This window comes from Thauera carbonicopians (genome assembly GCF_025699485.1).
Taxonomy (GTDB): domain Bacteria; phylum Pseudomonadota; class Gammaproteobacteria; order Burkholderiales; family Rhodocyclaceae; genus Thauera.
Window position 1 is genome coordinate 304949 of the sequence record NZ_JANUXN010000001.1, and the last position, 23827, is coordinate 328775.

Below are 23827 nucleotides of genomic sequence, written 5' to 3' on the forward strand. Positions count from 1 at the left end.
CTTTCTATTTTGCGTAACCGCTCAATGGTGCCGCCTTGCCAAAAAAGACAACGGTCAAACAATGGTTATGTGCTAGCAACTTCTAGCAGACCATTAGGAGACTTCCATGATTGACGTTCAAGCCATTATTCGACGCGCCCACGCCTTCGGCTATGACATGTGGCATACACGCCACGGATGGGTTTTGGAGCGGGATCACAAGGCCTGCACGCTTGGCAAAATCGAGGCCGTGCGCAACTTCTTGAACAACCAAGTATTGCGCTGATCATGCGCCAGGCCGTGCTGGACCAACTGTTGCCCGCAGCGATCATGCGCCTGCACCGGGAAGGCTATTTGCCGAAGGGTATAGCCAACCTATTGAACTGCCCGGTGGCGGTGGCGGAAGACGTGATCCAGCGTCGGTTTGCCCAACAGGTCCAGGTCATGCGCCCGGAAAATCCGATGGTGGATACCAAGGTCCTGGTCAAGGCGAGGAAGGACGAAGAGCGGACACGGGCGCGAGAGCAGAAGCGTCTGGAGCATGTTGCTCGGATCGAGGCCGAACGCGCCCTGCGTCAAGCCGTGGTCAAGGCACGCCAAGAGGAACGCGAACGCCTGCGGGAAGAGCAGAAGGAACGGTCCCGGCTTGCGAAGGAAGCGCAGCGCGCACTGGCGAATGAACGCCAGGCCCAAGAGGCGCGGGCGCGTCCAACGCAACTGGAGCAGATCTTGGACTATCGGGCGCAAGGCCTGTCCCAGAAGGAAACGGCGGAAATCTTGGGTGTCGACTACTGGTTCGTCCATCGCGTGCTGATGAAGCACGAACTGGCTTGTATCGGCGTCCGGGTGCAACCGAAGCGGAAACCGAGGCCGAAAAGAGAACAGAAACCGAAGCAGGTCGTTCGGCCCAAGCAAGTCCTGGCAACGACCAGTAATACGCCATGCCCGAAATGCCACTCGACCCACACCGCCAAGTTCGGCACGCGCCCGGTCAAGCACTCCGCCATGGTCATTCAGCGCTTCATCTGCCGCGGATGTGGCGAAAGGTTCAGTGAGAACGCAAACAAGTGGCATTACGGCGACCATCGGCCCGATCTGACGCAGCCCATATTACGAGCCACGCTGGCAGGCAAAACTCATGAAGGCATGGTGGCCGAGTTCCAATGCGGTGGCGAAACGATCCCGCGCAAGATCCGTCGAATGGCGGAACACGCCCGCAAACACCATGTGGCCTTCACCTGTACCGACCAAGCCGCCTGGCTCACTGCCATCACGACCGGCACGGAAATGAAGAGCGCCAAGTCCGACTTCCTCTACCTGGTGGTAGGAGCGGAAACCGGCGAGGTCTTGGAGTTCAACTTCTCCCGGCAACTCACTCATCGCCACCTCGATACCTTGGCCGACGTTGCCCGGATTTCCTATCCGGGATTGACCATCACCCAGACGCCACCCGAGGACGGGCCCGCTCAAGCGACGGTCGCAGCCCTGACCGAGTTCAGCGACAAGGCGCTGAAGAAGGTCAGGAACATTCAGTCGGCAGGAGAACGCATGTACCTGTGGATGGGAGATCGGCGGGGCTTGTTCCAGGATTGAACTGGATCGCAAGACCTGACTTGCCAGAAAGGACAAGCATATTAGCCTGGTACGAAACCATCCACAGGCTTGTCATGTTCGCCCGCCAACCCGACCACGACCCCAAGCAGACCCGCGCCCTACAAGACGCTATCCGTGCGGGCAAGGTGCGTGCGCTCCACGCCCTGATCAAGAAGGGCGTCTACGTCGACGGTATCGCGTTCGACCTGGCCCGCTCCCACATGCCCAAGGAAGTTCCACGGCTCCGGGATCACATGCGCAAGGCCTACTATGGCGAATAACGCAAAGATCGTGGAACTGCGACGCTCGGGCAAGTCCTTCCGCCAAATTGCGGATGAAGTGGGCTTGTCCAAGGAGCGTGTTCGTCAAATCCTGGACGCCGAGGGCGACCCCTGGACGGCCCGGGCGCGCAAGCGCTCCATTTCCTCGCGCCGCACCACTGTCATTCGCTTGTTCCACAAGGGACTGTCCCAGGAAGCCATTGCCGAGGAACTGGGCCTGCGTTCCCGCTCCTACGTTGGCAGGGTGCTGCGGGAGGAAGGCTTGTCCTCGCGAACCGTACAGGTCGCCAAGCGTAAAGCGTGGTTGATGTCCTTGGACGCCGATATCCTGGCAATGCGGAAGCAGGGCCTGTCCTTCAAGACCATTGCCGAACGGCTGGATCTGAAGAACCCCATGCTGGTCTCCCAATCTTTGGCACGCCAGGGCGTAATCTGGCGCAGTCCCATCGATCGGGACGAGGTGGTGCGCTTGCGCCACGAAGGCCTGACGCCCAAGGAAATCTCCGAGCAACTGGGGGCCAGTCGGCGCCAGGTGCTTTACGCCCTGCAGCAGGCCAATCTGGCGCAGCGACGCGGAAAGCGAACGTAAGCCTGGAACCGAATTAGGAAGCCGCCGCCAGGTGGCTTTTTTTATGCGTATAGATTCGCTAGTTAGGACTTGCCAAGGACGACAATGGATAAAGAATGGTTATGTGCTAGCAACTGCTATCACTCCTGAAACCAACACGACCATGAAGACGAAATCCTCCAACGCCAACCTCTACCTCTACACCTTCCTTTCCCTCCTGATGGGTCTGGTCTCCCTCGTAGATCCGGCCTCCCTGGGTCAGCGCGCCATGGACCACCAGAAGGAACGCGCCGAGCAGGCCGTGAAGGCTTGGGGCCTGTAATGACACGCCATATCGCGGTGGCCTCACCCAAAGGAGGCGTAGGCAAGACCCTGATCGCCCTCCAGTTGGCCGGCTACTACGCCGTCCAGGGCCAACGCGTAGCGCTGATCGACCACGACCCGCAGGGGTCATCCCTGATCTTCGGCAAGGTCGCCCAAAATGCCGGCGTCGAACTGCCGTTCGTGCCCACCACGGCGATGGCTTCGGGGTTCGACCTCTACATTCACGACTACCCACCGGGGCTGGCGAACCACTATGCGCCCTCCCAACTGGTCATCGTTCCGACCTTGCTGGACGCGGCTAGTTTCCTGGTGCACACGCGGGGCGTGAAGTATTTCCAGGAGTTGGGGCTGCGCGTGGTGCCTGTTGCACAGCGCGTTCGCACCGACCGGAAAGAGCAGCGCGATCTGTTGAAGCACTTTTCCGAGGGCGTGGTCCTGCGCGACCGTGCCTTGTATGCCAACTGTTATGGCAAAGGGCTCACCGTCGCGTCGGCGCGTGGACTGCCTCACCTGGGGAAAGCCCAGAGCGAAATCGCACACCTCGCGCAGGTGGTGGAGCGGGAGGTACAGAAATGACCCGTGCCCTGATCTGCCGTCCCGACGGCTCCATCGTCGAACTCGACCTGGCTGTGGCCACGCCCGAGGAAGCCGACGCCGCTATTACCGATCATCGTGAACTGGAACTGGTGCGGGCCTTGGCCCGTGCAGTCCTGGAAAACCGGGAGAACAATCATGAGTTGGACTGACCTCAACGTCGACGACGTGGCCGAGGTGTCGTATCCCGGACGGGATCGCACACTGCTGGTTCACCGTGAGCCGGGCCCACCCAAGATCATCGTCCAGGCCTTGCCAGCCAAGGCCCACAAGGTGGTGTTCCTGCGGGTGCCTGACGAGTTTCTGGAACGCCTCAATCGCACGATCCTGGGATCCAAGAGCGCCGCGATCTACGCCCTGATGGAAGAAGCCTTGACCGAGTTGGAGCAAGGGCAGGAGCGGTGGCGGGTGATCACCCGCGACAGCGTGTAAGAGCGTGGATTGGAACTAGAAGATCCCGGCCACTGACGTGGCATGAATGTGTCGAACAAGCGCCTCGAAATCGGGGCGTTTTTCTTTTTCTATTCCGCGTACAAAATCGCACGATTGTCTTTCCTGACCACTTGTCAAAAAGAACAACGGATCAATAATGGTTATGTGCTAGCAACTGCTATCACCACACTACCAGGAGCCCAGACATGAGCCTTTTTGATCGTATCGCCCACTCGCAAGAACACTCTTTCATCGCCCTGCGCACCAACGGCCTGTTGGCCGTGGCGCTGACCGGCCTGGCCATGCTGACGGCCACCGTCCTTCCCCTCATCGCTGGCTAACAGGAGACCGACGCCATGAACAACTTCACCACCAATATCGCCCGCTCGACGCTCCGCTTTGAGAAGCCCCAGCCCGGCTGCTACACCGGCACCTTCGATATCACGCTGACCCGCTAACCCGAGACCACCCCATGACTACCTCGACGACCACCAACCTCATCTTCGCCACCGTCGCCTCCTGGGTTCTCCTGCCGGCATTCGCCGCAGGCATGGCCTGGCTGGGCTACGACCTCACCAAACTGATCTGGGTGCTGGCGGCTCTGGCAACTGCCTCTGTGCTGTTCGAGACGCCCCGCGAATGGATCCTCGACCGCTTCCAGTAAACCCATGCGCATTCTCGAACACCACGTCTGTCCGATTTCCGGCCACACCTACGCCGTCATCGTGAACCCCATCGCCGGAGGCCTGGCTGGTCAACCTGCATATTGCTACCGCCTGATCTGTGCGCTGATCCCGGACTGGATCTTCCAGATCAACACCACCCGATCGGTCTCCCGCACGCCAGGGATCCTGATCTACAAAGAGTTCGACGTGTTGGAACCCCTGGTAGGGACACCCGGCACCGAGGAAGCCATTGCCGCTCTTCTCCGCGAAGCCCGAAACCTGGGCAGCGTCCTGCGCGGCGCCCACCACCTTGTCCCAAGGAAACTGACATGAACCACGCCCGCTATACCCGTCTTGTAGACGCCATCCAGACCCAACGGCTGCAGACCGTCCAGGACGCCTTGGCTGAACTGCGCGCCGTCGCCAAGACCTTCCAACCCCACTATCAGGTAGGCGAGAACCCGTCGGAGTTCGACCTGGACTGGACGTTGACCAACGCCCGGTCGGAGGAAGACCTAACCCCCATGGCCGTGCTGTGCCACCTGTACGCCATGATGAAAACGAAGGGCGACGTGGCTTCCTGTGATCGCCTGAACGCGATTGCCGAATGGCTGATCGCGCATGGCGCTGACCCGTTCCTGGACCAGGCCAGGCCCTTGTTCGCCGACGGTCGCCGCGGCACGGGCGCCTCGATCGTCCAGACCTTCGGTCGCGCCAACTTGCCCAGTGCCGTTCAAGCCGCGATCAATGCCGTGAACGACAGCACCGGGGAAGACGCCAGGGTTCTGCGCTACTGGTTGAGGCTGGGCATTGCCGCCTGACCGTGTACCTTCGAGTACGCCGCCCAGTAGCGGTTGACGTAGTAGCGCGTCTCTTCCAACTCCCCCGGCAACCCCATCGCCTGCTGGTCGCGTAGCCGACCCATCGCCTGGTCGAAATCCACTTCGGCCTGTTTCAGGAACAACACATCGGCCTTGGCTTGGGCCTTCGCCCGACGCTCGGCCACCAGTTTCCGTTGCCGCATTGCACGCGGTCCCACTTCACGCCGGGACGCATTCAACGGGACTTGCACACCTGCGACCTTGCGTAGCCGCAACTCCCCGACGCTGGCCGAGGTAAGCCACCAGTAGTCCTGGAAGTCGCGCAACCGAGACCTGCGACCGACCCCGACCACCCACGCGTTCGCTTCAATCAGTTGCCACACCACCCGACGGAAGGCGTCGTCCTCCAACCGGTAGACGGTCAGCCGTGGCGACTTGTTCAGGGGCGTGCCCGCCACCTGGGCCAGCAGTCGGGCTAGCCCTTTCGACTGGGTATCGCCATAGCGGCTGGAGACGCCGACGTAGCAGGAACCATCGTCAGCTTGGGCGGCATAGACGCGCGAACGGGGCAGGGCATGACGTTGAGCCAGCGCCGAACGGTAAGCGGCCAGCGTAGTGGAAGGGGGCAGGGGTGCGAGGTGATTTTGGGCTAGCAGGAGAACGGCGTGGCGTTGAGCCGCGAGGTCAGCGGGCAGGTTGGGGACGGTTAGCAGATCGGTGGAGGCGCGCACTTGTTGGCAGCGACGGCAGCACACGAACAGGTTATCGACAGTGAGCGGGCCACCCAAGGACGTGTGAACCAGCGAGGCGAGCGACGGGAAGTTGGGGCCGTTGGAGGTGGTGGGATCGTAGGCGATGGAACAGAGCGGGCAGCGTGAGCCAGCATGGGCAAGACGTTTGCGACGGGCGTATTTGGGTGGGCAGAGACGACGGCGAACATCGAGCGGAGCAATGGCCGATTGGAATTGAGCGAGCGACATTGAGGCGGCAACGGGAACCATTGGAACCTGAACGAGTAGCGATGGAAGCAGTGTAGGGGGCTTGTTGTGTGTGGCAAGCGAACGGTTGAACCGATGGAAAAACGCGCCGGCCAACAACCACTGGTGGAGCGTTAGTGGTTGTTGGCCGGAAGAGCAAAGGCGGCGAGCAGAGCGAAAAAGGCTTGAGGTGGCTGGCGTTGTGGTGGCTCGACGATGGAGCGACGAGACCAGCGACAACAGCAAGCCGAGAGCATGGACAACACGCACCATGGTGTTTTTTCCACTGCACTAGAACGCGAACCTAAAAACCAGGTGCAAGCCCTTGTCCCGCAAGGCTTATCGCCACATTTAGAAGCCCAATAGAAGCGACCCCCGAATAACGGCCTTCCAGCCTTGTTGCGAAGGGGTTTGCGAACCTTTAGAAGCAGACTTGCCAAGGATGACAAGCGCCGTAAGGTGGAATGAACACCTTCCACCCATTGTGCGACGCATGAGCAAGAAAGGAACCACCGCTTCGATCTGGATGAACGAGCAGGAGTTGGCCCGCTATCAAGCGCTGGCTGACGCTCGCGGCGTATCCATCTCGCAACTGTTCAAGCAGTCGACCGATCAAGCGCTGGCCTCCACCGACGCCACCCAGGACATGCGCGCCTTCGCCGCCGACCTACGCGCCGACCTGTCCCGCGTGCTGGAACGACTACTGGAAGCCGACGCCCTGCAAGCCCAGGAGCGCGCCCGCTTCCTGGATGAACAACGCCATGTGCTGGGCAATTTCCTGTCCGATCTCAAGGCGTCCCAGCGCGAGGCCGTGAAGGAAGCGTTCTTGTACGGCCAGACCAAACCCCGCACGGCGGCGCCCGCCGATCACGGCCACCACTCCGTCCCCCAACTCAAAGGCAACCAATGAAAACCTCCGTTCTCTCCCTCACGCTGGCTGCTGTCCTGACCGCGTCGGTTCCGGCGCTGGCCCAGGACTCGGCCCCTGCCGACAACACCGAACAACCCGCCAAGCCCAAGGCCGACAAGAAGCGGATCTTCAAGTCCGGCGCCATCGGCTGCGCTGCAGGTGGCGCGCTCGCGTTCCTGACCGGCAAGAAGGACAAGGCCCTGGCTGCGTGCGCCGTCGGTGCCGTCGTCGGATCGGTTGCGTCCTACAAGAAGCAGTTGGACGAAGCCCGCGCCCTGCAGCAAGAAGCCCAGGCCGCTGGCATTCCCGCCACCGTCACCACCAAGCAAGTCCAGGCGAAGTCGGGCGAGCAGGTGGAAGCACTGGACGCGATCACCTTGCCCTACAACCCCGCCAGCATGACGGCCCGCGATCCCGAGACCGTCCGCGTCCTGGACAAGATCGCCGCGCTCGCCAAGAAGTCGAAGGAGCCGTTGTCGATCGAGAGCCACGGCAAGAACGAGAAGGCCTGCCAGATCCCGCTGGCCGAACTGTCGGCGCGTGGTTCCTTCCCGCCCGCCAAGGCTGTCGACAAGTGCGGGCAGGGCAAGTCCCAGATCGTGATCACGCCCGTTCCAGATCTGACCTGATCCACCAGCCGGCCCTTCGGGGCTGGCCCCTTGAGACCCCCACCATGAACTACTACGAGCAACACGTCTTCGCCTTCCTGGTCGCCTACTGCGTCGAGCAGTACCGCCGCCAACGCGCCCGCCAGATCGTCGCCGACCGTCTGCTGACCATCGCCAAGTCCACCGCACGCTCATGAACAACGCCGACGACTTCCTGGATCTGTTCGCCACCCCGGCACCCAAGCCCGCGCCGGCACTCGCGATCGTGGAAGAAGCGAAGCCGTCCATGTTCGACGGGGTGCTGGACGAGTTCGAGGTGCAGGCCACGGAGGCCGAGCCCCTCCAGGATCCAGCGCCGGAGATTGCGCAGGAACAACAGTCGGAGGCAGAAGCACCGGAGGAAGCCCAGCCCGAACCTGAAGTCGCCGATCCTGCTATTGGCTACGACATGACGATGAATGCTCCCATGGACGTGTCCGTACTCATGGCGGTGGCAGAGCCCGAAGATCGGGATCGTCTGCGAGGATCCGCCTTCGATCGGTTGGTGGAACGCGGCGAGCGTGAACCTGCCCAGGACCGAGCCGAAGCAGTGGACCACCTCGTTCAGGATTGGCACGCCAGCCCCGAACCGGTCGAACAGCGCATGGGGTTGGTCCACTCCCCGGAAGACCGGTCTGCCGTCCTGAACGCGTTGCCCGCCACGGTGCCGGCGTCCGCCGTGCGTGTGGTCAAGCCGCAGCGCAGTCGCCGTCCGCTCGGGATCGGCGCGTGCGTGGCGGTCCTGGCGATCGCCGGGGCGGTGGCTTGGATACATACTAATAAGGAGTCCGCGTCCGCAGTCGTGGTCGAGGCCCCAGTCCAGGCGCCGAAGGTCGAAGCGCCCCCTGCGCCAGCACCTATCGTGGTGGCCCCTCCAGTGATCGAGCCGCCGAAAGTCGAAACCGCGGTTGTGGTCGAACCTGTCCCCGAGTCGTCCAAGGTTGAACCCGTGGCCACGCCTGACCCCGTGCCTGTGAAGTCCGTACCCAAGCCCGTAGCCAAGAAGTCTGCGAAGAAGCCAGCGCCCAAGCCCGCGAAGCAGGAAGCACCCGCCAAGACCTGGCAGGACGACGCGATGGACAAGTTGGACGATCTGGAAAAGCGCTTGTAGGTTCGCAAGTTCAGACTTGCCAAAAAAGACAACGCCTCTACCTTGGTCATACCACTGACCAAGGTATTTTTTCATGAGCGAACTACCCCCGTCCGACTATGGACGTGCCCGCTGGGCCCATATCAGTCTTGCTGGCCGTGTGCTGGACTTTTACGGTCGCCATTGCTTGGGCGCACCCAAACCCGAACAGATCCCCGGCGACAACGACGCCGTCAAGGCACTGCTAGCCGAGCGCTTTCATGCGCTTCCCGTTGAGCGCAAGCCCGCCAAGTTCTCTGACGGGTTCGGCAAGGGCGCGAAGTGGAACACGCAGGTGCGCTACTTCGAGCACCGCCTGGTTGGGTACGTCATGCCGATCGTGACCGCGCTGCTGTGTACGGTCCTGGTGGGTTCGGCCGGTCTGGTCCAGAAGACGTTTGCGGGTGCGGAGAAGTGGAATAACCAGCGCAAGGCCGAGAACGCGGCCGAAGAAGCGCGGGAGTACGCCGCCAAGCGCGAAGGCTTGAAGAAGGAGTGGGCGGCCGAGGTGGCCGGTTATTCCGCCCAGAAGTGCCTGGACGAAGTTTCGGATCTGCGCGTGCGGGATACGGACGAGAAGCGCGACCGCTACGCCGTCCTGCAGTCCGGTTGCGTCGACAAGACCCAAGCCATCGTCGATATCGGCAAGTCGTGGTCGATCTCGCAGTGCGCGGATTTCGCGATCGAAGGCAACAAACAGATCAACGAACAGAAGGGCCAGCAAACCTGGGTGGACAGCCTGGTGTTCCAGCAGGGGTGCCTGTCGGTTCATGACCAGCAGGCGCTTCTCAAACTCGTCAACCCCAAGTAAGGCCACCCATGAAACTGTCTGACTACCTCTCTCTTTACACCGTGGCCAACCTGTTCACCCAGGTGGCCGAACGTGTGTCCGCCCTGGTCCATCGGCGTCCCTACAACCCGGTCGAGGCCAACGCCCGAGGCTGGGTCTATGCCCGTGCCCAGGAGTCATTCGACTACCTGACGCCCACCAGCGACATGGTCAACCGTGCGCCGCCCAAGGAAGGCGAACCCTTGATGTACGTCGAGCCAAAAGATCATGCCGAACTGGCACGGCTGGGTGCGACCGAACGGAATGGCAAGTGGTACATGCCTGCGAAGATCAGCAACGAGGACCGTTGGGTGTTCGTGAACTGGTTTGCTCGCGCCACCCCCGACCTGGCCACCAACGCTCTGGATAACGCATTCACGGTCGATGGGCGAAGCACCAACGGCTACCAGGAACCCAGCGATATTTACGAAGGCAGCGACAGTTCTGCCACCGGCATTGTCATGGGTGTGCTCGCCGTGTTGCCCGCCGCCATGTTCGTTGTCTACCAGATCCCCTGGTTGGGGCCGCTGGTTGCGCTGGGCTTGGGCCTGCCCTTGATGGCGCTACACGCTTACACCATTTACCAGGCCGAAGACGCCTTGACCTTGTTCAAGGTGCTGGCGCTATCCCTGGGACTTCCGCTGTTGGGGGGCGCGTTCTCCGGGTCGCAGTTCACGCCACAAGGCGCGATCTTGCCGATCGGGGTGCTGTCCATCCTGGCCTTCCTGCTGGCCTTCATCGGATCGGGTGCGACTACCGGCAAGACCGAAACGCCACTGGTCACCAAGTTCAACCGCTTCCTCCACGCCATGGGCATGGTCTTCGTGTTGGTGGCGGTCAACTTTGCCTTGTCCTTGTTGCCGTCGTCGCTGGACGCGTTCAAGACGCTGGGTCTGTTCCTGCCCGCGTGCGCGTATCCCTTCTACTACATGAAGAGCAACGAGCGGGCACGCACGGCCACCTTGCTCCTGCAAAGCCTGTACAAGGCTGGTCCCACCCATGGCGGTGGTTCGGATACGGGCAAGTTGGCACCCGCACGCCTTGAACAGATCCGCGAAGCGGCGCGCGACACCACGCCCATCATTCCGCTGGCCATCGCCCAGGGCGTCACCGGCAAGATGGATCTGCCCAGTGCGCCCGACGAAGGCCAGGTCATGGGTCTGTCCATGTTGGACTTCTCCATGCACCTGATGGTCTGGGGCAGGAGCGGTAAGGGTAAGACTTCATCCTTCCTTCGCCCCGTCGCCCTGCGCATGAAAATGTTGCCAGAGCAGATCGGCGCCATCCTGTCGGATGGCAAGGGCTCGATGGTGGAAGACATGCGTGACTTCCTCGATATCGTGATCGAGCCAGGGCTCAAGTTCGCCCCGTTCCAAGGCATGGATCCGGAAACGGTGGCCGAGGCCTTCAACGAAGCCACGGACGACGGGATCAAGGGCGAAGCGATCTGGACAGACGGTGCCGACAACTTCCACCTGTTCGCCCTGACCATCCTCCATGCCCTGGTGGAGCACGAGAAGGCGGGCAAGGTGGAGAAGGACCTGCAGGTGAAGTCCTACGAACTCCAGATCGACTACCTGTTGTGCCAGCAGGAAGAGAACCGCCGCTTGAAGTTGGACAACCGGCTGGTGGAAGAACAACTGCGCTCGATCGAGACCGCAGCCGACAGTAGCAAGAAGTTCATCGCTTCCACCCGCCAGTTCAAGTGGACGCCAGCGTGCTACTCCACCATCGCCAATATCCTGGCCACGCCGCAAATCATGCGCGGTGGGTTGGGGCGCCCCAACCAGGACGCACTCGATCTGTTCCTGTTCCTGGGCGCACGGCCCATGGAACTGCCCGGACAGGAGCCCGCCGAGTTCGAGGCCGAGAAGAAGAAGTACGACGAGCGCAAGTTGCTGGAACCCACCACGATCCACCCGGCATTCCTGGAGCAGGGCCGTGTGTTGGCGCGTGCCGTGGATTACTTCACTCGCACCTGGCCCAACACCGACGACAAGCAGCGCTCGTCCTTCATGATCAATGTCAATCGCGACATTCTGTCCTTCCTGAAATCGGACAAGTTGCGCGGCGGCATGATCGACGGCGTTGACCACGGCGAGACCGCCTGGGCCGATACCGAAGAAGGCGTTGACGTATTGCGCGTCCTGTATGGCGAGTGGTTGGGGATCAACCTGCCCACGACCCAGTTCAAGAAGAGCGGCAAGATCATCGCCAAACTGGTCAAGACCAAGATCTTCAAGGCGATCAAGATCCGCAGCGAGAAGTACGGTTCTGACTGGGCCAAGGCCACGGGCCAATGCTCGGTCATGGACATGGTCGACGAATGCCAGTTCATGGTCTCACCCCTGGAAGCCGATCTGACTTCGATGGCGCGCTCCATGGGCCTGTTCTTCGTCTACGCCACGCAGAAGATCGAAGGCCTGGTCAAGTTGATGAAGAGCGAAGAGGCCACGATCAACTTCCTGGAAGACTTCGCGTCGCAGGTCGCTTTCGACACGTCCGCAGCCACGCTGGAGTATCTGAAGCAGCGGGCAGGCGAGGCCAAGAGGCTGATGGTGCAAGCGCCACCGCAAGCCATCATGGACGTGAAGCGCGCCATCCTGACGCAAGAGAACACGATCTACCACGACCCCAACCACGCGGGCGCCAAGATGTTGCGCGACCTCGATCGCCGCGGTGGTGCCCGCATGCAGGTGGTGGTGGAAGGCATGACGCCGTATCGCGGTCTGACCCGTCGTGTTCCGCTGTCCGAGCAGCGCGACCAGACCTATATCCCCGTCCACATGAGCGGCACGCTGGAAGTGGGGCCGATCCTCGAAACCTGGCAGATGACCGACAAGTTGTCGGTGCGTGGTTCAGTCCTGTGCATGTTGAACCGTGCGGGTCATGCCCGGATCGACTTCGCCACTGTCGAGTCCATGAGCGTCCAGCATGTGAAAGACACCCTAGCCGCACACCGCAAATCCCTTTCCCCCTGATCCGGAGTTCGCATGTCCACCTATATCGACAACCACAACAAGCAAGAACACCTGGATCGGGCGTACCGCAAGTACGAACCCCAGTACAACGCCGCCTTTGCGTCAGATCCCAGCCCGGCCCATCGCAAGTACGACGCGATGGCTCCGCTGGACGATCCGCAGTGGAAGCGTCTGGAAGCCTATCGGGGCAACGACAAGGACGCCTATCACGCGCACCGTGACCACCCCGGCGATCCGCTGGCCGTACCCACCGCCAAGGAGGCCGCCATGTGGGAGGCCAACCAGGCCGACCACTGGCGCGTGGAGCGCGAACCAGGCTATGCCGATCATGCCATGAGCCACAACAAGTGGCTGGCCATGTCGCCCGAGCAACGCCACTCCGATCGTGCCGCCGCCTTTTTCGACCATGTCGAAGCCCAGCATGGTGCGGGCTATGACCAGTACGCCACCAAGGCCGGCAACAACGCTGTCACCAAGGACGCCTACCTCAACAACATGGCTGTGGTGGAGTACGAAAAGATGGCGGCGCGCAGCCAACAGCAACAGCAGGCACCCAAGCAAGAAGCCGCCCAACAGTCAGCTCCGAAGCAGGCCACGCCGCAGCAAGAGGCCAAGCCCACACGCTTGAACAGCGCCGCGTTCCAGGAAGCACCCAATCAGGAGCAAGCCGCGCCCGCCGCTGAACAGCAGGCGGAGGTAGCCCAGGAGTCGAAGAAGTCGCGAATGTCGCTGGCGGACTTCCAGGGCAGCACGTCCGAGTACGTCGCACAACGTCGTCCGGAAATCGTCGCCAAGTCGGACGACGAGATCAAGCAGACCAAGCAGGAAGCCGCAGCCGAACACCGGAAGTTGGAACTGGGCGAAGTCCAGAATCAGGCGGCCAAGGTCGATGGCTACAACCGCGTGCAATCCAGCCTGGACGAAGTGCGCACCGCCCGCAGGCAGGCAAGCCTGGCAGAGGCACAAGACCGTAATCGAGGACAAGACAGATGAAGACAGGAGCGAGGGCCCTAATCTTCCTAACCACTCTACTGACGATCACCACCGCCAACGCCAAGATCCCCAAGATCGACGGCATGAGCCGCGTGACCCACGCCCATGCCGAGCAGGCCTTGGCTTGTTCCAAGAAACTTGGGCGCAACCCCGACCTGTTGATCGTGGCCGATATGCGCCTGGGATCCGGCGACAAGCGCTTGTGGGCGATTGACACCCGGACCGGCAAAACCATTGTGAACACCGAGGTCGCGCATGGCCGCGGCTCCGACCCCGGCAGCAAGGGCAGGGCGCAGGTGTTCTCGAACACGCCCGGTTCGCTCATGACTTCGGTGGGCCTGTACTCCATTGCCGAAGCCTACAAGGGCAAGGATGGCCATATCACTACCCGCCGAAGGCTCGACGGCCTCATGCCCGGGTTCAACGACAACGCCCGCGAGCGTGCCGTTGTCCTGCACCCCGCGCGCTACGTGCGCGATGGCTGGGCCGGACATTCCGAAGGCTGTCCGGCTGTGTCGTATGCCGTGATGGAGCAGTTGAACGATCGCGGCCTGGATAACGCAGTTCTCTGGATCGAGGGCGACGTGGAAGGCCTGTCCGAAGCCGTAGCCACCTGTTCCGGTACGAAGATCCGCAAGCGGTTCCGTTGGCCCTGGCAGAAGAAACTGCCCGTCCAGCCGGAATGGTCGCCGGAGTCTACCGAAGCGTTCAATCCGTATTTCCAGGTGGTGTACGACAACTTCTGTCCGTCACCGGAACTGACCGCCTCGCTGTCGTGGTGGGCGGGCCAGCCCATCTACGCCGAGGCGGCGGGCCAGCGCTGGACCTTGCGGTTCTGATCACAAAGCCGCGCCTTTACGGGCGCGGTTTTCCTTCCATCCTGCCACCATGAAGCAAGCGATCTACGACTCCTTTGGCGCCCCCGGCAAGCACGTCGACTCCAGTATTCGTGTGCGTCGCTGGGACCTGGGGCTTGCCTATGGTGCGTTGGGATCGGCCCTGGGGTTTTTCCCGATTGCCCGATGGGGCATGGGGTGGCATGACACGTTCCGTGCGCTCTCACTCGATCCTGCGTTCTACTCCCGGATCGACAACCTGCAGTGGGCCCAAGACTGGACCACGCTTGCCATGGCCACCACCACAGGAGTGATTGCTGGCGGTGGACTTGCGTATGCCGGCCTCATCCCGCGATCGAACCAATGGGTGGTCAGTGGCGTGCGCTTGCTGGAAGGCAAGGACGCCAGGAAGGAAGCCCGTCGCCGCTCGCCGTCCATGAAGGATCGCCTCACCGATCCGTTCGGCTTACCGCTTCACCCCGATCTGTGGTTGTCGAAGAAAACGCTGTCGCGCCACATGCTCATCTATGGATCGGTGGGATCGGGCAAGACCCAGATCTTGCTGGCCATGCTGCAACCGCTGATGGCCAACCAGAAGGCCAAGTTGTTCCTGTACGACGTAAAGGGCGACTTCACCGCGAAGTTTCCGCAAGCCAAAATTTGTTCGCCATTCGACACTCGTTCGATGACCTGGTGGGTCGCCCGCGACGTTAGAACCAGCACGCAAGCCGCCGCCTTTGCCGACAGCCTCATTCCCGAGGACAGCGGATCCGGAAAATTCTGGACGCAGGCCGCCAGGCAACTCTTGTTGGGCGTCGTGCGCTCGCTGCAGAACGAGAACCCTGAGCAATGGACATGGACGGATCTGGCGCAGCGCGTGTCCATGCGCGCTGCAGAAATGGCGCCGATCCTCGACAAGAACTACCGCAAAGCCTACGGCTTGATTTCCAACACCGAAGGCCAGACCGCATTCAACGTGATCGCTACCTTGAACGGCTACACCAAAGTGATCGACGACCTGGCCCGTGCCTGGCCGAACTACGACACCGCGCTCAATGGGGCCGGTACCAAGGACAAGATCGAAGGCGTGCCCCTTGCCTACGTGGGAAAGCCGGTCAAGCCGATCAAGGCGAACTACCCGAAGGACGAGGACTGGAAGCGGGCGAGTAAGCAGTACCAGGAACAAAACAAGGCACGCCAAGCCTGGCACGCCGACTTCACGAAACGCCGTCATGTCTTCTCCGTCACCGACTGGGCGGCCGACAACTACAAGGGCCCCACCAAGATCATCGTGCAGTCCGGCCCGGACTCTGGACTCACGTCGGCGTATATCGCCGCCCTGATCAATGTCGCTGTGCCCTCGATCGTCTCCCCGCAACTGCCCGACAATGAAGGCGGGCGCTTCCTGGGCTTCTACTTCGACGAAATGTCCAGTATCGGAAAAATCGACTTCGCCCCGTTGGTCGACAAGGGCCGATCCAAAGGGGTTGTGGTGGTGGCTGGCATTCAAGACTTGGCGCAGTTGAAGGAACTCTATGGCGATAACCAGGTGAAGGCCCTGTCAGGCATGGTAGGAACTCACATCGTTTGTCAGATCCAGATGGGCGAGACCCGCGAAGAACTATCCAAACTGCTGGGCACGCAGAAGGTCGCACGGTTGGACAATCACCCCGACGCCCGGTTGAACAACGAAGGGCAACCGGTGGTCTACCCGGCGCAACTCACCGACATGCTTGGTTTCCGGAAAACCAGGAAGGCCCCGTTCTTTGAGATCCGCGCCCTGGTCCAGCAGGGCGGGGACTTGCTCTTGCTCAACTTCCCGGGCCAACCCTTGAAGGACTGGCGCAAGGGCCAGGAACCTGCGGCCTGGACCACGCGAGCAGCCGGTTTCGAGAAGCCGCGCGAGGATCTGACGGGCGAGGCGGTGCTTGCCGGCAAGGAGATGGGCGAGCAACTGGATCAAGGCGAACTGGATCGCTTGTTCCGCTGATTTTGCGGGCAAGTTCGTAGCGCCAAACTTGCCAGAAACGACAATGGCACAAGAATGGTCCTCACCACCTGGAGGGCCGTCATGCGATCACTATTGAACTGGTTTTTCGAGATTGTGCTGGTGCTGGGCTACGCCATCTTGGCGGTGCTGTTTGCACTGAACGACAAAGTATTCATGGCCTTGTGTTCGGCCCTGTTCTCGGGTGCGTTCGGCTACCTCTTCTTTCAAGTCCGCTTCTGTCGCAGGCGGTGGTCATGAGCCTGTTCAATGCCCACGGCCATTTCGTACCGCTAGCCCAGTTCCGCGCGGCCCTGGCCAAGGGTGCGAACCCCAACCAGTTGTGGATCTCGTCCCGCGGATCGGCGGACTACACCATTCGCGTGCCCGTGATCGTGGCCGCCCAATCCCAGGATGGCTTGCCCTTTCTCTTGGCCTTACTGGATGACCCGCGAACCGATATCGAAGCGCGCAACCTGGAAGGTCGTTCGGCCTTGATGATGGCCGCCTGTCATGGCCTTGAACCGCACGCCGCACTGTTGTTGTCCCGTGGCGCCAATCTCCACGCCAAGGACACCTACGGACGCACGGCACTCCACCATGCCACCCAATGCGAAAACGAGGCCATGTTGCGTCTTCTGCTGAACGCTGGCGCGAACCCCAACGATACGAACCAGGCAGGACGGGCCGCACTGCATGAAGTGATGATGGCGTACACCCGGTTCCCCCAGCCCTTGGAAACGAAGATACGGCTTTTGCTGGACTGCGGTGCGCATGTCGATCATCGAGGCGCCATGGGAATGACGCCCTTGTATACCGCTGCTGGTAGCGGGTGGTCGAGGATAGTGGCCATGTTGCTTTCCGCAGGCGCCAATCCACAACTACGCGCAGACTGTGGGCTTACCGCCATGGAACTGGTACTGAAACGCTTGGCTACGTTTCCAGGCGTTCACGAACCCGGTTTGACCGCGACCTTGGCTGTATTGGAAGCCCATGCGCGCCGCGGTGCCTTGGCTTGCCTGGCCCAGATGGAACACCGCATGGGTTCGCTTCAGCGCGCCCTGTGAGTTGCCAGCCACAACAAGTCCTGGATACTGGAACATGCTCAAACTCACGGCCCTGACCGCTACCGGACACAACGCTCGCGGCGACAACGTCATCGAGTACCTGACCGAGACCCAGTCACTACGAGACTTGGCCGGCTACTACGTGGGTGCGGAAGGCCTGGAAGAGGACACCATGCGCTGGCGTGGGCATGGCGCGGCCATGCTCAATCTGTCAGGCACACCCGACAAGGCGCAAATGATCGAGTTGGCGGCGGGCTATTCCCCCGACGGCTTGAAGACGAAGTTGTGCCAGAACGCCGGCAAGGGGCCGGAGAAAGTACTCAAGATTGACCCCCAGACACTGCAACCCCGATTGCTGGCCAACGGGCACCCGGAGTTCGTCTGGAAGGGGGGCCACCAGGTGGGCTACGACTGCGTGTTCAACGCGCCCAAATCCGTATCGCTGCTGTTGGCTATGGCCGACCCCGACGAGCGCGGCAAGATCCTGGCCGCGCACCGCCGCGCCGTCGACCAGGGGCTGGAGTACATGGAAAGCAAGGTCGAAACCCGGTTGGGCAAGGGTGGTAAGGACGTGGTGGGCGTCGATGGATTGGTGATTACCTCCTGCGACCATCTCGCCAACAGGAATTTGGAACCTCACCTGCACACCCATAACTTGCTGTTCGGCGTGGCCTTGCGCCCCGATGGCAAGTGGGGTGGGTGGGAGAGTTCGGAAATGTACCGCCACCAGAAAGCCGCCGACACCATCTACATGGCGCACCTGGCCCAGAACTTGCGAGATCTGGGCTACGGGATCGAACAGACCGCCGAACTGGATCCCGATCAGCAGGACACGGGCGTGCGTGCATGGAAAGTCGCTGGGATCGACGACGCCACCATTGCGGCGTTCTCCACGCGCAAGCAGGAAATCGTGGACGCCATGACCGAAGGCCTGACCCACCAGGAAGCGTGGGCACAGACCCGTGCGCACAAGGACGAGCCCAGCCCGGAAGAACTGTTCTCAACCTGGGAGCGCGTCATCCCAGCCATGGGGCAGAGCAACGACCTGGCGCAGTTGAAGGCCCTTCCCGATATCCAGGCGCCATTCCGTTCAGACGAACAGATCCTTGAAGCCTTGCACGCGACCACCGCGATCGTGGCCGAGAAGGACATTCTGTGGGAGGTCAGCCGGGCGCGTGCAGGTCAAGGCCCCGACGCCCTCAAGGCCGACGTGGAGCGCTTGAAGGAAAGCATGGTGGCCATCGCCCCGGAACGGCAAGCCGCGATCGACCAGGGCAATCACGTCTCGCGTCGCTACTCCGAAACCCGCTTCGCGTGGTCCAAGATCGTGGACTGGGAGCAGGAAGTCCAAGCCAGGGCCGACGCCCGCAAGGACGACACCGCCGTCCGCGTGCCCGATCGGATCCTGGACAAGGTGATCAAGGACTACCAGCAGGAGAAGGGTTTCACCCTGTCCGACGAGCAACTCGAGGCAGTCCACCACTTGTGTGCCGACAGCGGCGGACACGCTGTCATGGCGGGCGTGGCCGGTGCCGGTAAAACGACGGTGGCCGATCTGTACAAGCGTTGCTTTGAGGCCAATGGCCAGGAGTTGATCGGTGCGTGCGTTTCACGTAAGGCTGCGGGCAAGTTGAAGGAAGAGAGCGGCATGGAGGCCATGTCCGTCACCAAGTTGCTCATGAAGTTGGACAACGGCCACAAGCTCACGAAAGACATTCCAGGACTCACCGCCAAGTCAGTGGTGGTGCTGGACGAAGCCGGCATGGTCGATACCGAAGCGGTGCGCCGCCTCATGCGCCACGTCGATGACGCAGGCGCCAAACTGATCCTGCAAGGGGACATGAAGCAACTGCAGGCCATCGGCGCTGGCGCCGGCATGGCCCTGGTGTCCGAGCGCTTGGGCCAGACGGAACTCTCCGAGATCCGCCGCCAGAAGAACGCGGACGACCGTGATATTGCCATTGCGTTCTACGATCGCGACGCCCAGGGACGGGTCATCCTGGACAACCGCGCCGAACCGAAATCGCGCGCCGAAGTCGTGGCCAAGGGCGCAACGCTGTGGAAGAAGTTGGAAGCGCGCGGCGCGATAGACGCCTACAACACCCGGGGCGAAGCCGCCGACGCCTTGGTGCGCGACTGGATGGACAGTCCGCACGCCATCGACAACCGTCTGGTGCTGGTCCACACCCACGAAGACAGCGCCTTGCTCACTGGCAAGTTCCGCGATGGGCTACGTGACCGCAGCGTCCTGACCGGCGAGGATCACACCTTCCAGGCCAGGCGCGACAAGCGCTTGTACGACATGACGGTGGCTGTGGGCGATCGGGTGCGGATCACCAAGAACGACAGCCAGCGCGGCGTGGATAACGGCGACATGTGCGTGGTTGAAAGCGTCTCGCGTACCGACACCGGATCCCTGGCCTTGGGCCTGCGAGTGGAAGGCAAGGCAGGGCAACCCAGTTTCCTGCTGGCCGTGGACACGGGCGAATGGAACCACTTGCAGGCCGGCTACTGCCGCACCGTTCACGACGCACAGGGGCAGGGCAAGCCCGCCGTCTTCCATTTCGCCAACGCCTCGATGGTCGACAACCAATCAGCGCTGGTCGCGTTCACGCGCCTCACGTCCGACCGCTACCGCATGTATGGGGCGGACGTGGAACTGGAGCAGGTCAAGAACCGACTGGGCGCGGATCGCTTGAAGCAGAACGCGATCCAGGAAGGCTTCTGGGCCGAGAACGCCAAGCCGCGGCGCACGACCCTGGAACAGGACTACGACCGCGTGCTGCAACAGCAACCGACGCGCGGGCTTGAGCGCTAGGCCTTCGGCCAGCCCACGAGCAACCAGGTTCGCCACGCCTCAAGTCGGCGCAAGGTTCCCATCTTCCGGCCCAGGTTCACTCGCACGTTGGGCGGGAGGACATAGACCTGATAACCCTTCAAGTGGGCCACCCAGCGCCAGACGAACTCACGCTGTTCGGCGTCCATGTAGGTGCCCGTGATCGTTTCCAGCCGGATCATGCGGAAATCCCGCAGCCAGCCACCCGAGGGCGCGGCGTGCTGCTGACCACGCTGTTTCATGTTCACGGTCTGGCCCACGTAGACGGCGCGTTCGTTGTCGAACACCAGCGCATACAAGTGGCGGGTCTTGCGCTGGAAGTGGCTCTTGCGGACCCACTGGCTCATGGGCGTGGCGGCAGTTCGACACCCTGGCGCTTGCGCTCTTCCGGGGTGGGTAGTTTCACCGCCACCCCGATCGCTTCGATGATCGAAAGATCCAACGACCACGCCTGCTGGGAGCGCTGCGACCACACGGCGTAGGCCTGCCGCAAATGCTGTTCCAACTCCCATTCGGTCCAGCCGTTGACCTTCAAGAGGTGCGCGCGAGCCGCAGGTTCCTGGCCCGTGGCCACCGATCGACCGAAATGGATGGCCTGGTGGCACGCAGGACAAATGCAGGTCAAGCGCTTCAACCGCTGAACCCCGTCCGCGAACTCAAACCGTTCGTGCGCTTCCAGGAAAACCTGTGCCGCAGGGTCGGCCTTGGCCGCGCAGACTTCGCATTGAAAGCCCGCGCGGGCCTTCACGCCGTCGGCGATCCGTTTCCAATCGTCTGACGACACCGAACTGCGCACATTGGTGTGCCAGCAGGTGGACGGGATCAAATCGACCGACAAGCGCGGGGTGGAACCCCACGTCCGGTCTTCTCCCGGAAACACCTGGGGCAGGCGCTTCCAGTGTTCGGCCATCCGCTGTTCGGTGGTCGGGTCAGGGGCGTACCAGAGTTTGTGGTCGTGGTCGTAGCGGGCGCCCAGGCCCTTGGCCTGTTCCTTGTCCGCGAAGGGCAGTTGGAAGTAAATCGTCATCCGGTCCAGGATGAGGCGATTGTCGTTCCTGGCAAGTGTGTCAAACCATCATCACGAACAACTAGATCCCAGAAACAAAACACCCCCGGCGAACCGGGGGTGCGGGCAGCATAGAGCCCAGCGGCGTGGGCGAGGGACGCACGTCGCCCCTCTAGGGTGGCGAGGCGGCGTCTGGTGTCAAGGCGGCACGGCGACGACCGACGTAAGACGCCGGATTTTCACGAAGCGCCGCCACGGCTTCGGGGAACAGGAACTCGATCAATGACTGATAACGATGGGTTGGCACGAAGGCTGGGACGGCGTCGATCCAGGCCTGGTGGTATTCGCGGACCTTGTTCGACCATGCCCGCCGATCGCCACGCTCCATGAGCAAGGCGCCCCGATCGTAGAACCCCATCATGGCGGTAAAGACCCACAGCGCCGGCTTGTGCGAGTTGAACAAGGTGTTGGCCAACTCAATGAGGTAGCGCTGTTCGCAGCCCACGGGCCGGCCTAGTTTTGCCGAGTACGACGCCTGCAGGAGGGGGAATAGCGGATCGAAACGCACATGCTCGGGCAAGTCGAAACCCCGCAACTTGAACCTGGCCCGGACGACCGACCAGAAGTCATTGTTATTCACATGGTTGGGGTAGCCACGCATGAAGTCTTCCATGAGTGTGCGCAACGACGGGTCGGATTGGTAGTCCACCGTGGGCGGCAGGGGTTCGCGCGGAAGGGGTTCGATCACAGTCCGCCTGGGCGTCAGTGCCTCCACCTGGGCGTCCAGCGGCGCACGGGCCGCGTCGTAATCGAAGAAATAGGCGCGGGGAACGCGCCCATCCTTCACGTCGAACCGCAACTGGTCAAAGAACACGACCTGCCGATGGTGTCGGTGTTCGATGGTGGATCCTTCCAGATAAGGCTCTTGCCAGGCGCATTCCATCGCGAAGCGTCCTTCGCGGACAGAAAGTGCCAACGTGTCCTCATTGACCAGGAAGGCGTTGCGATTGTTGTTGAAGAAAATGTCGTCTTCGGCTTGTCGGAAGGCGCCAATGGCCAGATCGCGGAAGAACCAGATCAGATTGCCCACGTTCTTGCGGTAGAAGGCCTGGCGCTGTGCCACCACTTCCACGAAGGTGGTGGACAACTGGACTTCCAGCGCAATGCGCTCGGTGCCGTGGATGGTCTGCACATCGGGCTTTCGCCAGCGCACCCCATCCAGTCCAAACCAGGTGGCTTCTGTCTGGGTGTTGGTGAAGGTTGGATCCGCGGCCAGGCTCGCGACGATCAGCGCCTTATAGGCTCGGTGCGCTTCGCTTTCCTTGGTGTTGGCGTAGACCATCGCGCAGATGGCGTCGTGGGTCATGCCCTTGGTGCCGCCACACTCTTCACTGCGGAACCGGTGCTTGAGGTAGAAGCGATCCTCCCGTTCCTTGTCCATGGGCTTGGACCGCAACACCATGGGCTTGCGACAGCGCTGGCATACGTACCGGACCTTGTCTTCCAACAGGTCATGTTCCAGGGCAAGGCGCTTGTTCTGGATCAGGTCGCCGTAGTCGCCTTCTCCGATGAACTGGTGGAGCGTCAGGCTCTGCCCCGTGGACAGGTCCAGGACGCCATGGAAGGGCTGGTGAGCCAGGGCAATGCGGCGAGGGGAGGGTGTGTCTTCCATGTCGTCTACCCATCCTACGGTCTGGCTTCTCACCCGTTGAGACGGTCGTGTGCCCGGTCCACAATCGGGGCAAAGGGGAACCCATGCCATCCAAAGCCAGCCTGACCTTCGAGCACGCCATTCAAGACGCCCTCGATCTGGTCAACCACTTCGACCGTCTCAACTCCCAGCCACCCCCGCCCGAGAACGGAGTCCTCAAACGGGCCAGCCTGGTCATGGCGCTTGCGGCACTCGAAACCTATTTCGAGGATCGGTTAGTGGAAGCGGTGGACGCCGTGGCGGGTGGAGCAGGGCACCTGTCCGATTTCATGCGGGACAGCCTGGCCAACGACCTCAAATATTTCCATACGCCCAGCACCGATCGAGTACGGCCCCTGTTTCAGAAGTACCTGGGCCTCGATATCACCGACGGCTGGCGTTGGAACATGATGGAGCCTGCAGCGGCTCGAACCGAGTTGAACCGCCTGGCCAAAAAGCGAGGCGATATCGCTCACCGATCGGGCCGACCCGCCAATGGGGTGCCGGCCAAGCACGCCGTGTCTAGGGACGACCTGCGCCGGCATATTCATTTCATCCGGCAGGTGGTCCTGGCCACCGACGCGGTGTTGGCCAAGCCCTAATCGGGCCGTCCAACACACCCCGCTATCGATCAAACCCACGCCGTTATCTGGGCGATAGTGGCGTATGTTCACCCGCTGGG

29 protein-coding genes are annotated in these 23827 nt (G+C 61.8%); 25 read left to right on the forward strand and 4 right to left on the reverse strand.

Translation table 11 applies throughout. From position 1 onward, the window contains the following. Positions 1-106: 106 nt before the first annotated feature. The 12 genes from NX068_RS01500 to NX068_RS01555 all read left to right on the forward strand — a co-directional run bounded on the left by NX068_RS01500 (position 107) and on the right by NX068_RS01555 (position 5257). Positions 107-265, forward strand: coding sequence for a hypothetical protein (locus NX068_RS01500; RefSeq protein ID WP_263459521.1), 159 nt, complete (start codon positions 107-109; stop codon positions 263-265). Between the two features lie 2 nt (positions 266-267). Next, positions 268-1572: a hypothetical protein gene (locus tag NX068_RS01505; protein ID WP_263459522.1), complete on the forward strand. Its 1305-nt coding sequence runs from the start codon at positions 268-270 to the stop codon at positions 1570-1572. A 74-nt stretch (positions 1573-1646) separates the two neighbouring features. Further along, positions 1647-1853, forward strand: a complete 207-nt coding sequence (locus NX068_RS01510) for a hypothetical protein (RefSeq protein ID WP_263459523.1) — start codon at positions 1647-1649, stop codon at positions 1851-1853. A gap of 10 nt (positions 1854-1863) precedes the next feature. Next, positions 1864-2442: a hypothetical protein gene (locus tag NX068_RS01515; protein ID WP_263459524.1), complete on the forward strand. Its 579-nt coding sequence runs from the start codon at positions 1864-1866 to the stop codon at positions 2440-2442. A 142-nt stretch (positions 2443-2584) separates the two neighbouring features. Next, complete coding sequence (locus tag NX068_RS01520; RefSeq protein ID WP_263459525.1) at positions 2585-2743, forward strand: hypothetical protein; 159 nt, start codon at positions 2585-2587, stop codon at positions 2741-2743. Beyond that, on the forward strand, positions 2743-3321 hold the full coding sequence (locus NX068_RS01525; RefSeq protein WP_263459526.1) for a nucleotide-binding protein: 579 nt from the start codon (positions 2743-2745) through the stop codon (positions 3319-3321). The genes NX068_RS01520 and NX068_RS01525 overlap by 1 nt, the downstream gene beginning before the upstream one ends. Further along, positions 3318-3491: a hypothetical protein gene (locus NX068_RS01530; protein WP_263459527.1), complete on the forward strand. Its 174-nt coding sequence runs from the start codon at positions 3318-3320 to the stop codon at positions 3489-3491. The genes NX068_RS01525 and NX068_RS01530 overlap by 4 nt, the downstream gene beginning before the upstream one ends. Continuing rightward, entirely contained in the window at positions 3478-3771 is a 294-nt protein-coding gene (locus NX068_RS01535) for a hypothetical protein (protein WP_263459528.1), read from the forward strand. The genes NX068_RS01530 and NX068_RS01535 overlap by 14 nt, the downstream gene beginning before the upstream one ends. A 206-nt stretch (positions 3772-3977) precedes the next feature. Continuing rightward, the gene (locus NX068_RS01540; RefSeq protein ID WP_263459529.1) at positions 3978-4112 is read left to right on the forward strand and encodes a hypothetical protein; all 135 of its coding nucleotides are present in this window, start codon (positions 3978-3980) and stop codon (positions 4110-4112) included. 131 nt (positions 4113-4243) lie between these two features. Continuing rightward, positions 4244-4435, forward strand: coding sequence for a hypothetical protein (locus NX068_RS01545; protein ID WP_263459530.1), 192 nt, complete (start codon positions 4244-4246; stop codon positions 4433-4435). A gap of 4 nt (positions 4436-4439) precedes the next feature. Then, positions 4440-4769: a hypothetical protein gene (locus NX068_RS01550; RefSeq protein ID WP_263459531.1), complete on the forward strand. Its 330-nt coding sequence runs from the start codon at positions 4440-4442 to the stop codon at positions 4767-4769. Beyond that, positions 4766-5257: a hypothetical protein gene (locus NX068_RS01555; protein WP_263459532.1), complete on the forward strand. Its 492-nt coding sequence runs from the start codon at positions 4766-4768 to the stop codon at positions 5255-5257. The genes NX068_RS01550 and NX068_RS01555 overlap by 4 nt, the downstream gene beginning before the upstream one ends. Here NX068_RS01555 and NX068_RS01560 read toward each other — a convergent pair. Continuing rightward, the gene (locus NX068_RS01560; protein ID WP_263459533.1) at positions 5227-6258 is read right to left on the reverse strand and encodes a hypothetical protein; all 1032 of its coding nucleotides are present in this window, start codon (positions 6256-6258) and stop codon (positions 5227-5229) included. The genes NX068_RS01555 and NX068_RS01560 overlap by 31 nt on opposite strands. A gap of 469 nt (positions 6259-6727) precedes the next feature. Here NX068_RS01560 and NX068_RS01565 point away from each other — a divergent pair, with 469 nt between their 5' ends. The 12 genes from NX068_RS01565 to mobF all read left to right on the forward strand — a co-directional run bounded on the left by NX068_RS01565 (position 6728) and on the right by mobF (position 20431). After that, entirely contained in the window at positions 6728-7144 is a 417-nt protein-coding gene (locus NX068_RS01565; protein ID WP_263459534.1) for a hypothetical protein, read from the forward strand. After that, positions 7141-7773 (forward strand): hypothetical protein, encoded by a 633-nt coding sequence (locus tag NX068_RS01570; protein ID WP_263459535.1) that lies wholly within the window; start codon positions 7141-7143, stop codon positions 7771-7773. The genes NX068_RS01565 and NX068_RS01570 overlap by 4 nt, the downstream gene beginning before the upstream one ends. A gap of 44 nt (positions 7774-7817) precedes the next feature. After that, positions 7818-7949, forward strand: a complete 132-nt coding sequence (locus tag NX068_RS01575) for a hypothetical protein (RefSeq protein ID WP_263459536.1) — start codon at positions 7818-7820, stop codon at positions 7947-7949. Further along, positions 7946-8902 (forward strand): ribonuclease E domain-containing protein, encoded by a 957-nt coding sequence (locus tag NX068_RS01580; RefSeq protein WP_263459537.1) that lies wholly within the window; start codon positions 7946-7948, stop codon positions 8900-8902. The genes NX068_RS01575 and NX068_RS01580 overlap by 4 nt, the downstream gene beginning before the upstream one ends. A 73-nt stretch (positions 8903-8975) precedes the next feature. Next, on the forward strand, positions 8976-9731 hold the full coding sequence (locus NX068_RS01585; protein ID WP_263459538.1) for a hypothetical protein: 756 nt from the start codon (positions 8976-8978) through the stop codon (positions 9729-9731). An 8-nt stretch (positions 9732-9739) separates the two neighbouring features. Beyond that, on the forward strand, positions 9740-12730 hold the full coding sequence (locus tag NX068_RS01590) for a type IV secretory system conjugative DNA transfer family protein (RefSeq protein WP_263459539.1): 2991 nt from the start codon (positions 9740-9742) through the stop codon (positions 12728-12730). 12 nt (positions 12731-12742) lie between these two features. Continuing rightward, complete coding sequence (locus tag NX068_RS01595) at positions 12743-13723, forward strand: hypothetical protein (protein WP_263459540.1); 981 nt, start codon at positions 12743-12745, stop codon at positions 13721-13723. Further along, positions 13720-14562, forward strand: a complete 843-nt coding sequence (locus NX068_RS01600) for a murein L,D-transpeptidase catalytic domain-containing protein (protein ID WP_263459541.1) — start codon at positions 13720-13722, stop codon at positions 14560-14562. The genes NX068_RS01595 and NX068_RS01600 overlap by 4 nt, the downstream gene beginning before the upstream one ends. A gap of 49 nt (positions 14563-14611) precedes the next feature. After that, on the forward strand, positions 14612-16549 hold the full coding sequence (locus NX068_RS01605; RefSeq protein ID WP_263459542.1) for a type IV secretion system DNA-binding domain-containing protein: 1938 nt from the start codon (positions 14612-14614) through the stop codon (positions 16547-16549). Between the two features lie 81 nt (positions 16550-16630). After that, positions 16631-16807: a hypothetical protein gene (locus tag NX068_RS01610; protein WP_263459543.1), complete on the forward strand. Its 177-nt coding sequence runs from the start codon at positions 16631-16633 to the stop codon at positions 16805-16807. Beyond that, positions 16804-17613 carry an ankyrin repeat domain-containing protein gene (locus NX068_RS01615; protein ID WP_263459544.1) on the forward strand — a complete coding sequence of 270 codons (810 nt, stop codon included), beginning with the start codon at positions 16804-16806 and terminating at the stop codon, positions 17611-17613. The genes NX068_RS01610 and NX068_RS01615 overlap by 4 nt, the downstream gene beginning before the upstream one ends. A gap of 34 nt (positions 17614-17647) precedes the next feature. Beyond that, positions 17648-20431 (forward strand): MobF family relaxase, encoded by a 2784-nt coding sequence (gene mobF, locus NX068_RS01620; RefSeq protein WP_263459545.1) that lies wholly within the window; start codon positions 17648-17650, stop codon positions 20429-20431. Here the strand turns inward: mobF and NX068_RS01625 are convergent. The 3 genes from NX068_RS01625 to NX068_RS01635 all read right to left on the reverse strand — a co-directional run bounded on the left by NX068_RS01625 (position 20428) and on the right by NX068_RS01635 (position 23127). Continuing rightward, entirely contained in the window at positions 20428-20796 is a 369-nt protein-coding gene (locus NX068_RS01625) for a GIY-YIG nuclease family protein (RefSeq protein ID WP_263459546.1), read from the reverse strand. The genes mobF and NX068_RS01625 overlap by 4 nt on opposite strands. Further along, positions 20793-21476 carry a DUF5710 domain-containing protein gene (locus NX068_RS01630; protein WP_263459547.1) on the reverse strand — a complete coding sequence of 228 codons (684 nt, stop codon included), beginning with the start codon at positions 21474-21476 and terminating at the stop codon, positions 20793-20795. The genes NX068_RS01625 and NX068_RS01630 overlap by 4 nt, the downstream gene beginning before the upstream one ends. Before the next feature lie 151 nt (positions 21477-21627). Beyond that, entirely contained in the window at positions 21628-23127 is a 1500-nt protein-coding gene (locus tag NX068_RS01635) for a DUF6035 family protein (RefSeq protein ID WP_263459548.1), read from the reverse strand. Between the two features lie 83 nt (positions 23128-23210). Here NX068_RS01635 and NX068_RS01640 point away from each other — a divergent pair, with 83 nt between their 5' ends. Further along, positions 23211-23747, forward strand: a complete 537-nt coding sequence (locus NX068_RS01640; RefSeq protein WP_263459549.1) for a HEPN domain-containing protein — start codon at positions 23211-23213, stop codon at positions 23745-23747. Positions 23748-23827 lie beyond the last annotated feature (80 nt).

Coding starts and splice junctions, on each gene's coding strand:
- NX068_RS01535 (WP_263459528.1), top strand. CDS start 3,478: ATGAGTTGGACTGACCTCAACGTCGACGACGTGGCCGAGGTGTCGTAT.
- NX068_RS01610 (WP_263459543.1), top strand. CDS start 16,631: ATGCGATCACTATTGAACTGGTTTTTCGAGATTGTGCTGGTGCTGGGC.
- NX068_RS01525 (WP_263459526.1), top strand. CDS start 2,743: ATGACACGCCATATCGCGGTGGCCTCACCCAAAGGAGGCGTAGGCAAG.
- NX068_RS01635 (WP_263459548.1), bottom strand. CDS start 23,127: ATGGAAGACACACCCTCCCCTCGCCGCATTGCCCTGGCTCACCAGCCC.
- NX068_RS01545 (WP_263459530.1), top strand. CDS start 4,244: ATGACTACCTCGACGACCACCAACCTCATCTTCGCCACCGTCGCCTCC.
- NX068_RS01630 (WP_263459547.1), bottom strand. CDS start 21,476: ATGACGATTTACTTCCAACTGCCCTTCGCGGACAAGGAACAGGCCAAG.
- NX068_RS01640 (WP_263459549.1), top strand. CDS start 23,211: ATGCCATCCAAAGCCAGCCTGACCTTCGAGCACGCCATTCAAGACGCC.
- NX068_RS01540 (WP_263459529.1), top strand. CDS start 3,978: ATGAGCCTTTTTGATCGTATCGCCCACTCGCAAGAACACTCTTTCATC.
- NX068_RS01500 (WP_263459521.1), top strand. CDS start 107: ATGATTGACGTTCAAGCCATTATTCGACGCGCCCACGCCTTCGGCTAT.
- NX068_RS01605 (WP_263459542.1), top strand. CDS start 14,612: ATGAAGCAAGCGATCTACGACTCCTTTGGCGCCCCCGGCAAGCACGTC.
- NX068_RS01550 (WP_263459531.1), top strand. CDS start 4,440: ATGCGCATTCTCGAACACCACGTCTGTCCGATTTCCGGCCACACCTAC.
- mobF (WP_263459545.1), top strand. CDS start 17,648: ATGCTCAAACTCACGGCCCTGACCGCTACCGGACACAACGCTCGCGGC.
- NX068_RS01595 (WP_263459540.1), top strand. CDS start 12,743: ATGTCCACCTATATCGACAACCACAACAAGCAAGAACACCTGGATCGG.
- NX068_RS01575 (WP_263459536.1), top strand. CDS start 7,818: ATGAACTACTACGAGCAACACGTCTTCGCCTTCCTGGTCGCCTACTGC.
- NX068_RS01580 (WP_263459537.1), top strand. CDS start 7,946: ATGAACAACGCCGACGACTTCCTGGATCTGTTCGCCACCCCGGCACCC.
- NX068_RS01625 (WP_263459546.1), bottom strand. CDS start 20,796: ATGAGCCAGTGGGTCCGCAAGAGCCACTTCCAGCGCAAGACCCGCCAC.
- NX068_RS01560 (WP_263459533.1), bottom strand. CDS start 6,258: ATGGTTCCCGTTGCCGCCTCAATGTCGCTCGCTCAATTCCAATCGGCC.
- NX068_RS01615 (WP_263459544.1), top strand. CDS start 16,804: ATGAGCCTGTTCAATGCCCACGGCCATTTCGTACCGCTAGCCCAGTTC.
- NX068_RS01510 (WP_263459523.1), top strand. CDS start 1,647: ATGTTCGCCCGCCAACCCGACCACGACCCCAAGCAGACCCGCGCCCTA.
- NX068_RS01585 (WP_263459538.1), top strand. CDS start 8,976: ATGAGCGAACTACCCCCGTCCGACTATGGACGTGCCCGCTGGGCCCAT.
- NX068_RS01600 (WP_263459541.1), top strand. CDS start 13,720: ATGAAGACAGGAGCGAGGGCCCTAATCTTCCTAACCACTCTACTGACG.
- NX068_RS01590 (WP_263459539.1), top strand. CDS start 9,740: ATGAAACTGTCTGACTACCTCTCTCTTTACACCGTGGCCAACCTGTTC.
- NX068_RS01565 (WP_263459534.1), top strand. CDS start 6,728: ATGAGCAAGAAAGGAACCACCGCTTCGATCTGGATGAACGAGCAGGAG.
- NX068_RS01505 (WP_263459522.1), top strand. CDS start 268: ATGCGCCAGGCCGTGCTGGACCAACTGTTGCCCGCAGCGATCATGCGC.
- NX068_RS01530 (WP_263459527.1), top strand. CDS start 3,318: ATGACCCGTGCCCTGATCTGCCGTCCCGACGGCTCCATCGTCGAACTC.
- NX068_RS01570 (WP_263459535.1), top strand. CDS start 7,141: ATGAAAACCTCCGTTCTCTCCCTCACGCTGGCTGCTGTCCTGACCGCG.
- NX068_RS01520 (WP_263459525.1), top strand. CDS start 2,585: ATGAAGACGAAATCCTCCAACGCCAACCTCTACCTCTACACCTTCCTT.
- NX068_RS01555 (WP_263459532.1), top strand. CDS start 4,766: ATGAACCACGCCCGCTATACCCGTCTTGTAGACGCCATCCAGACCCAA.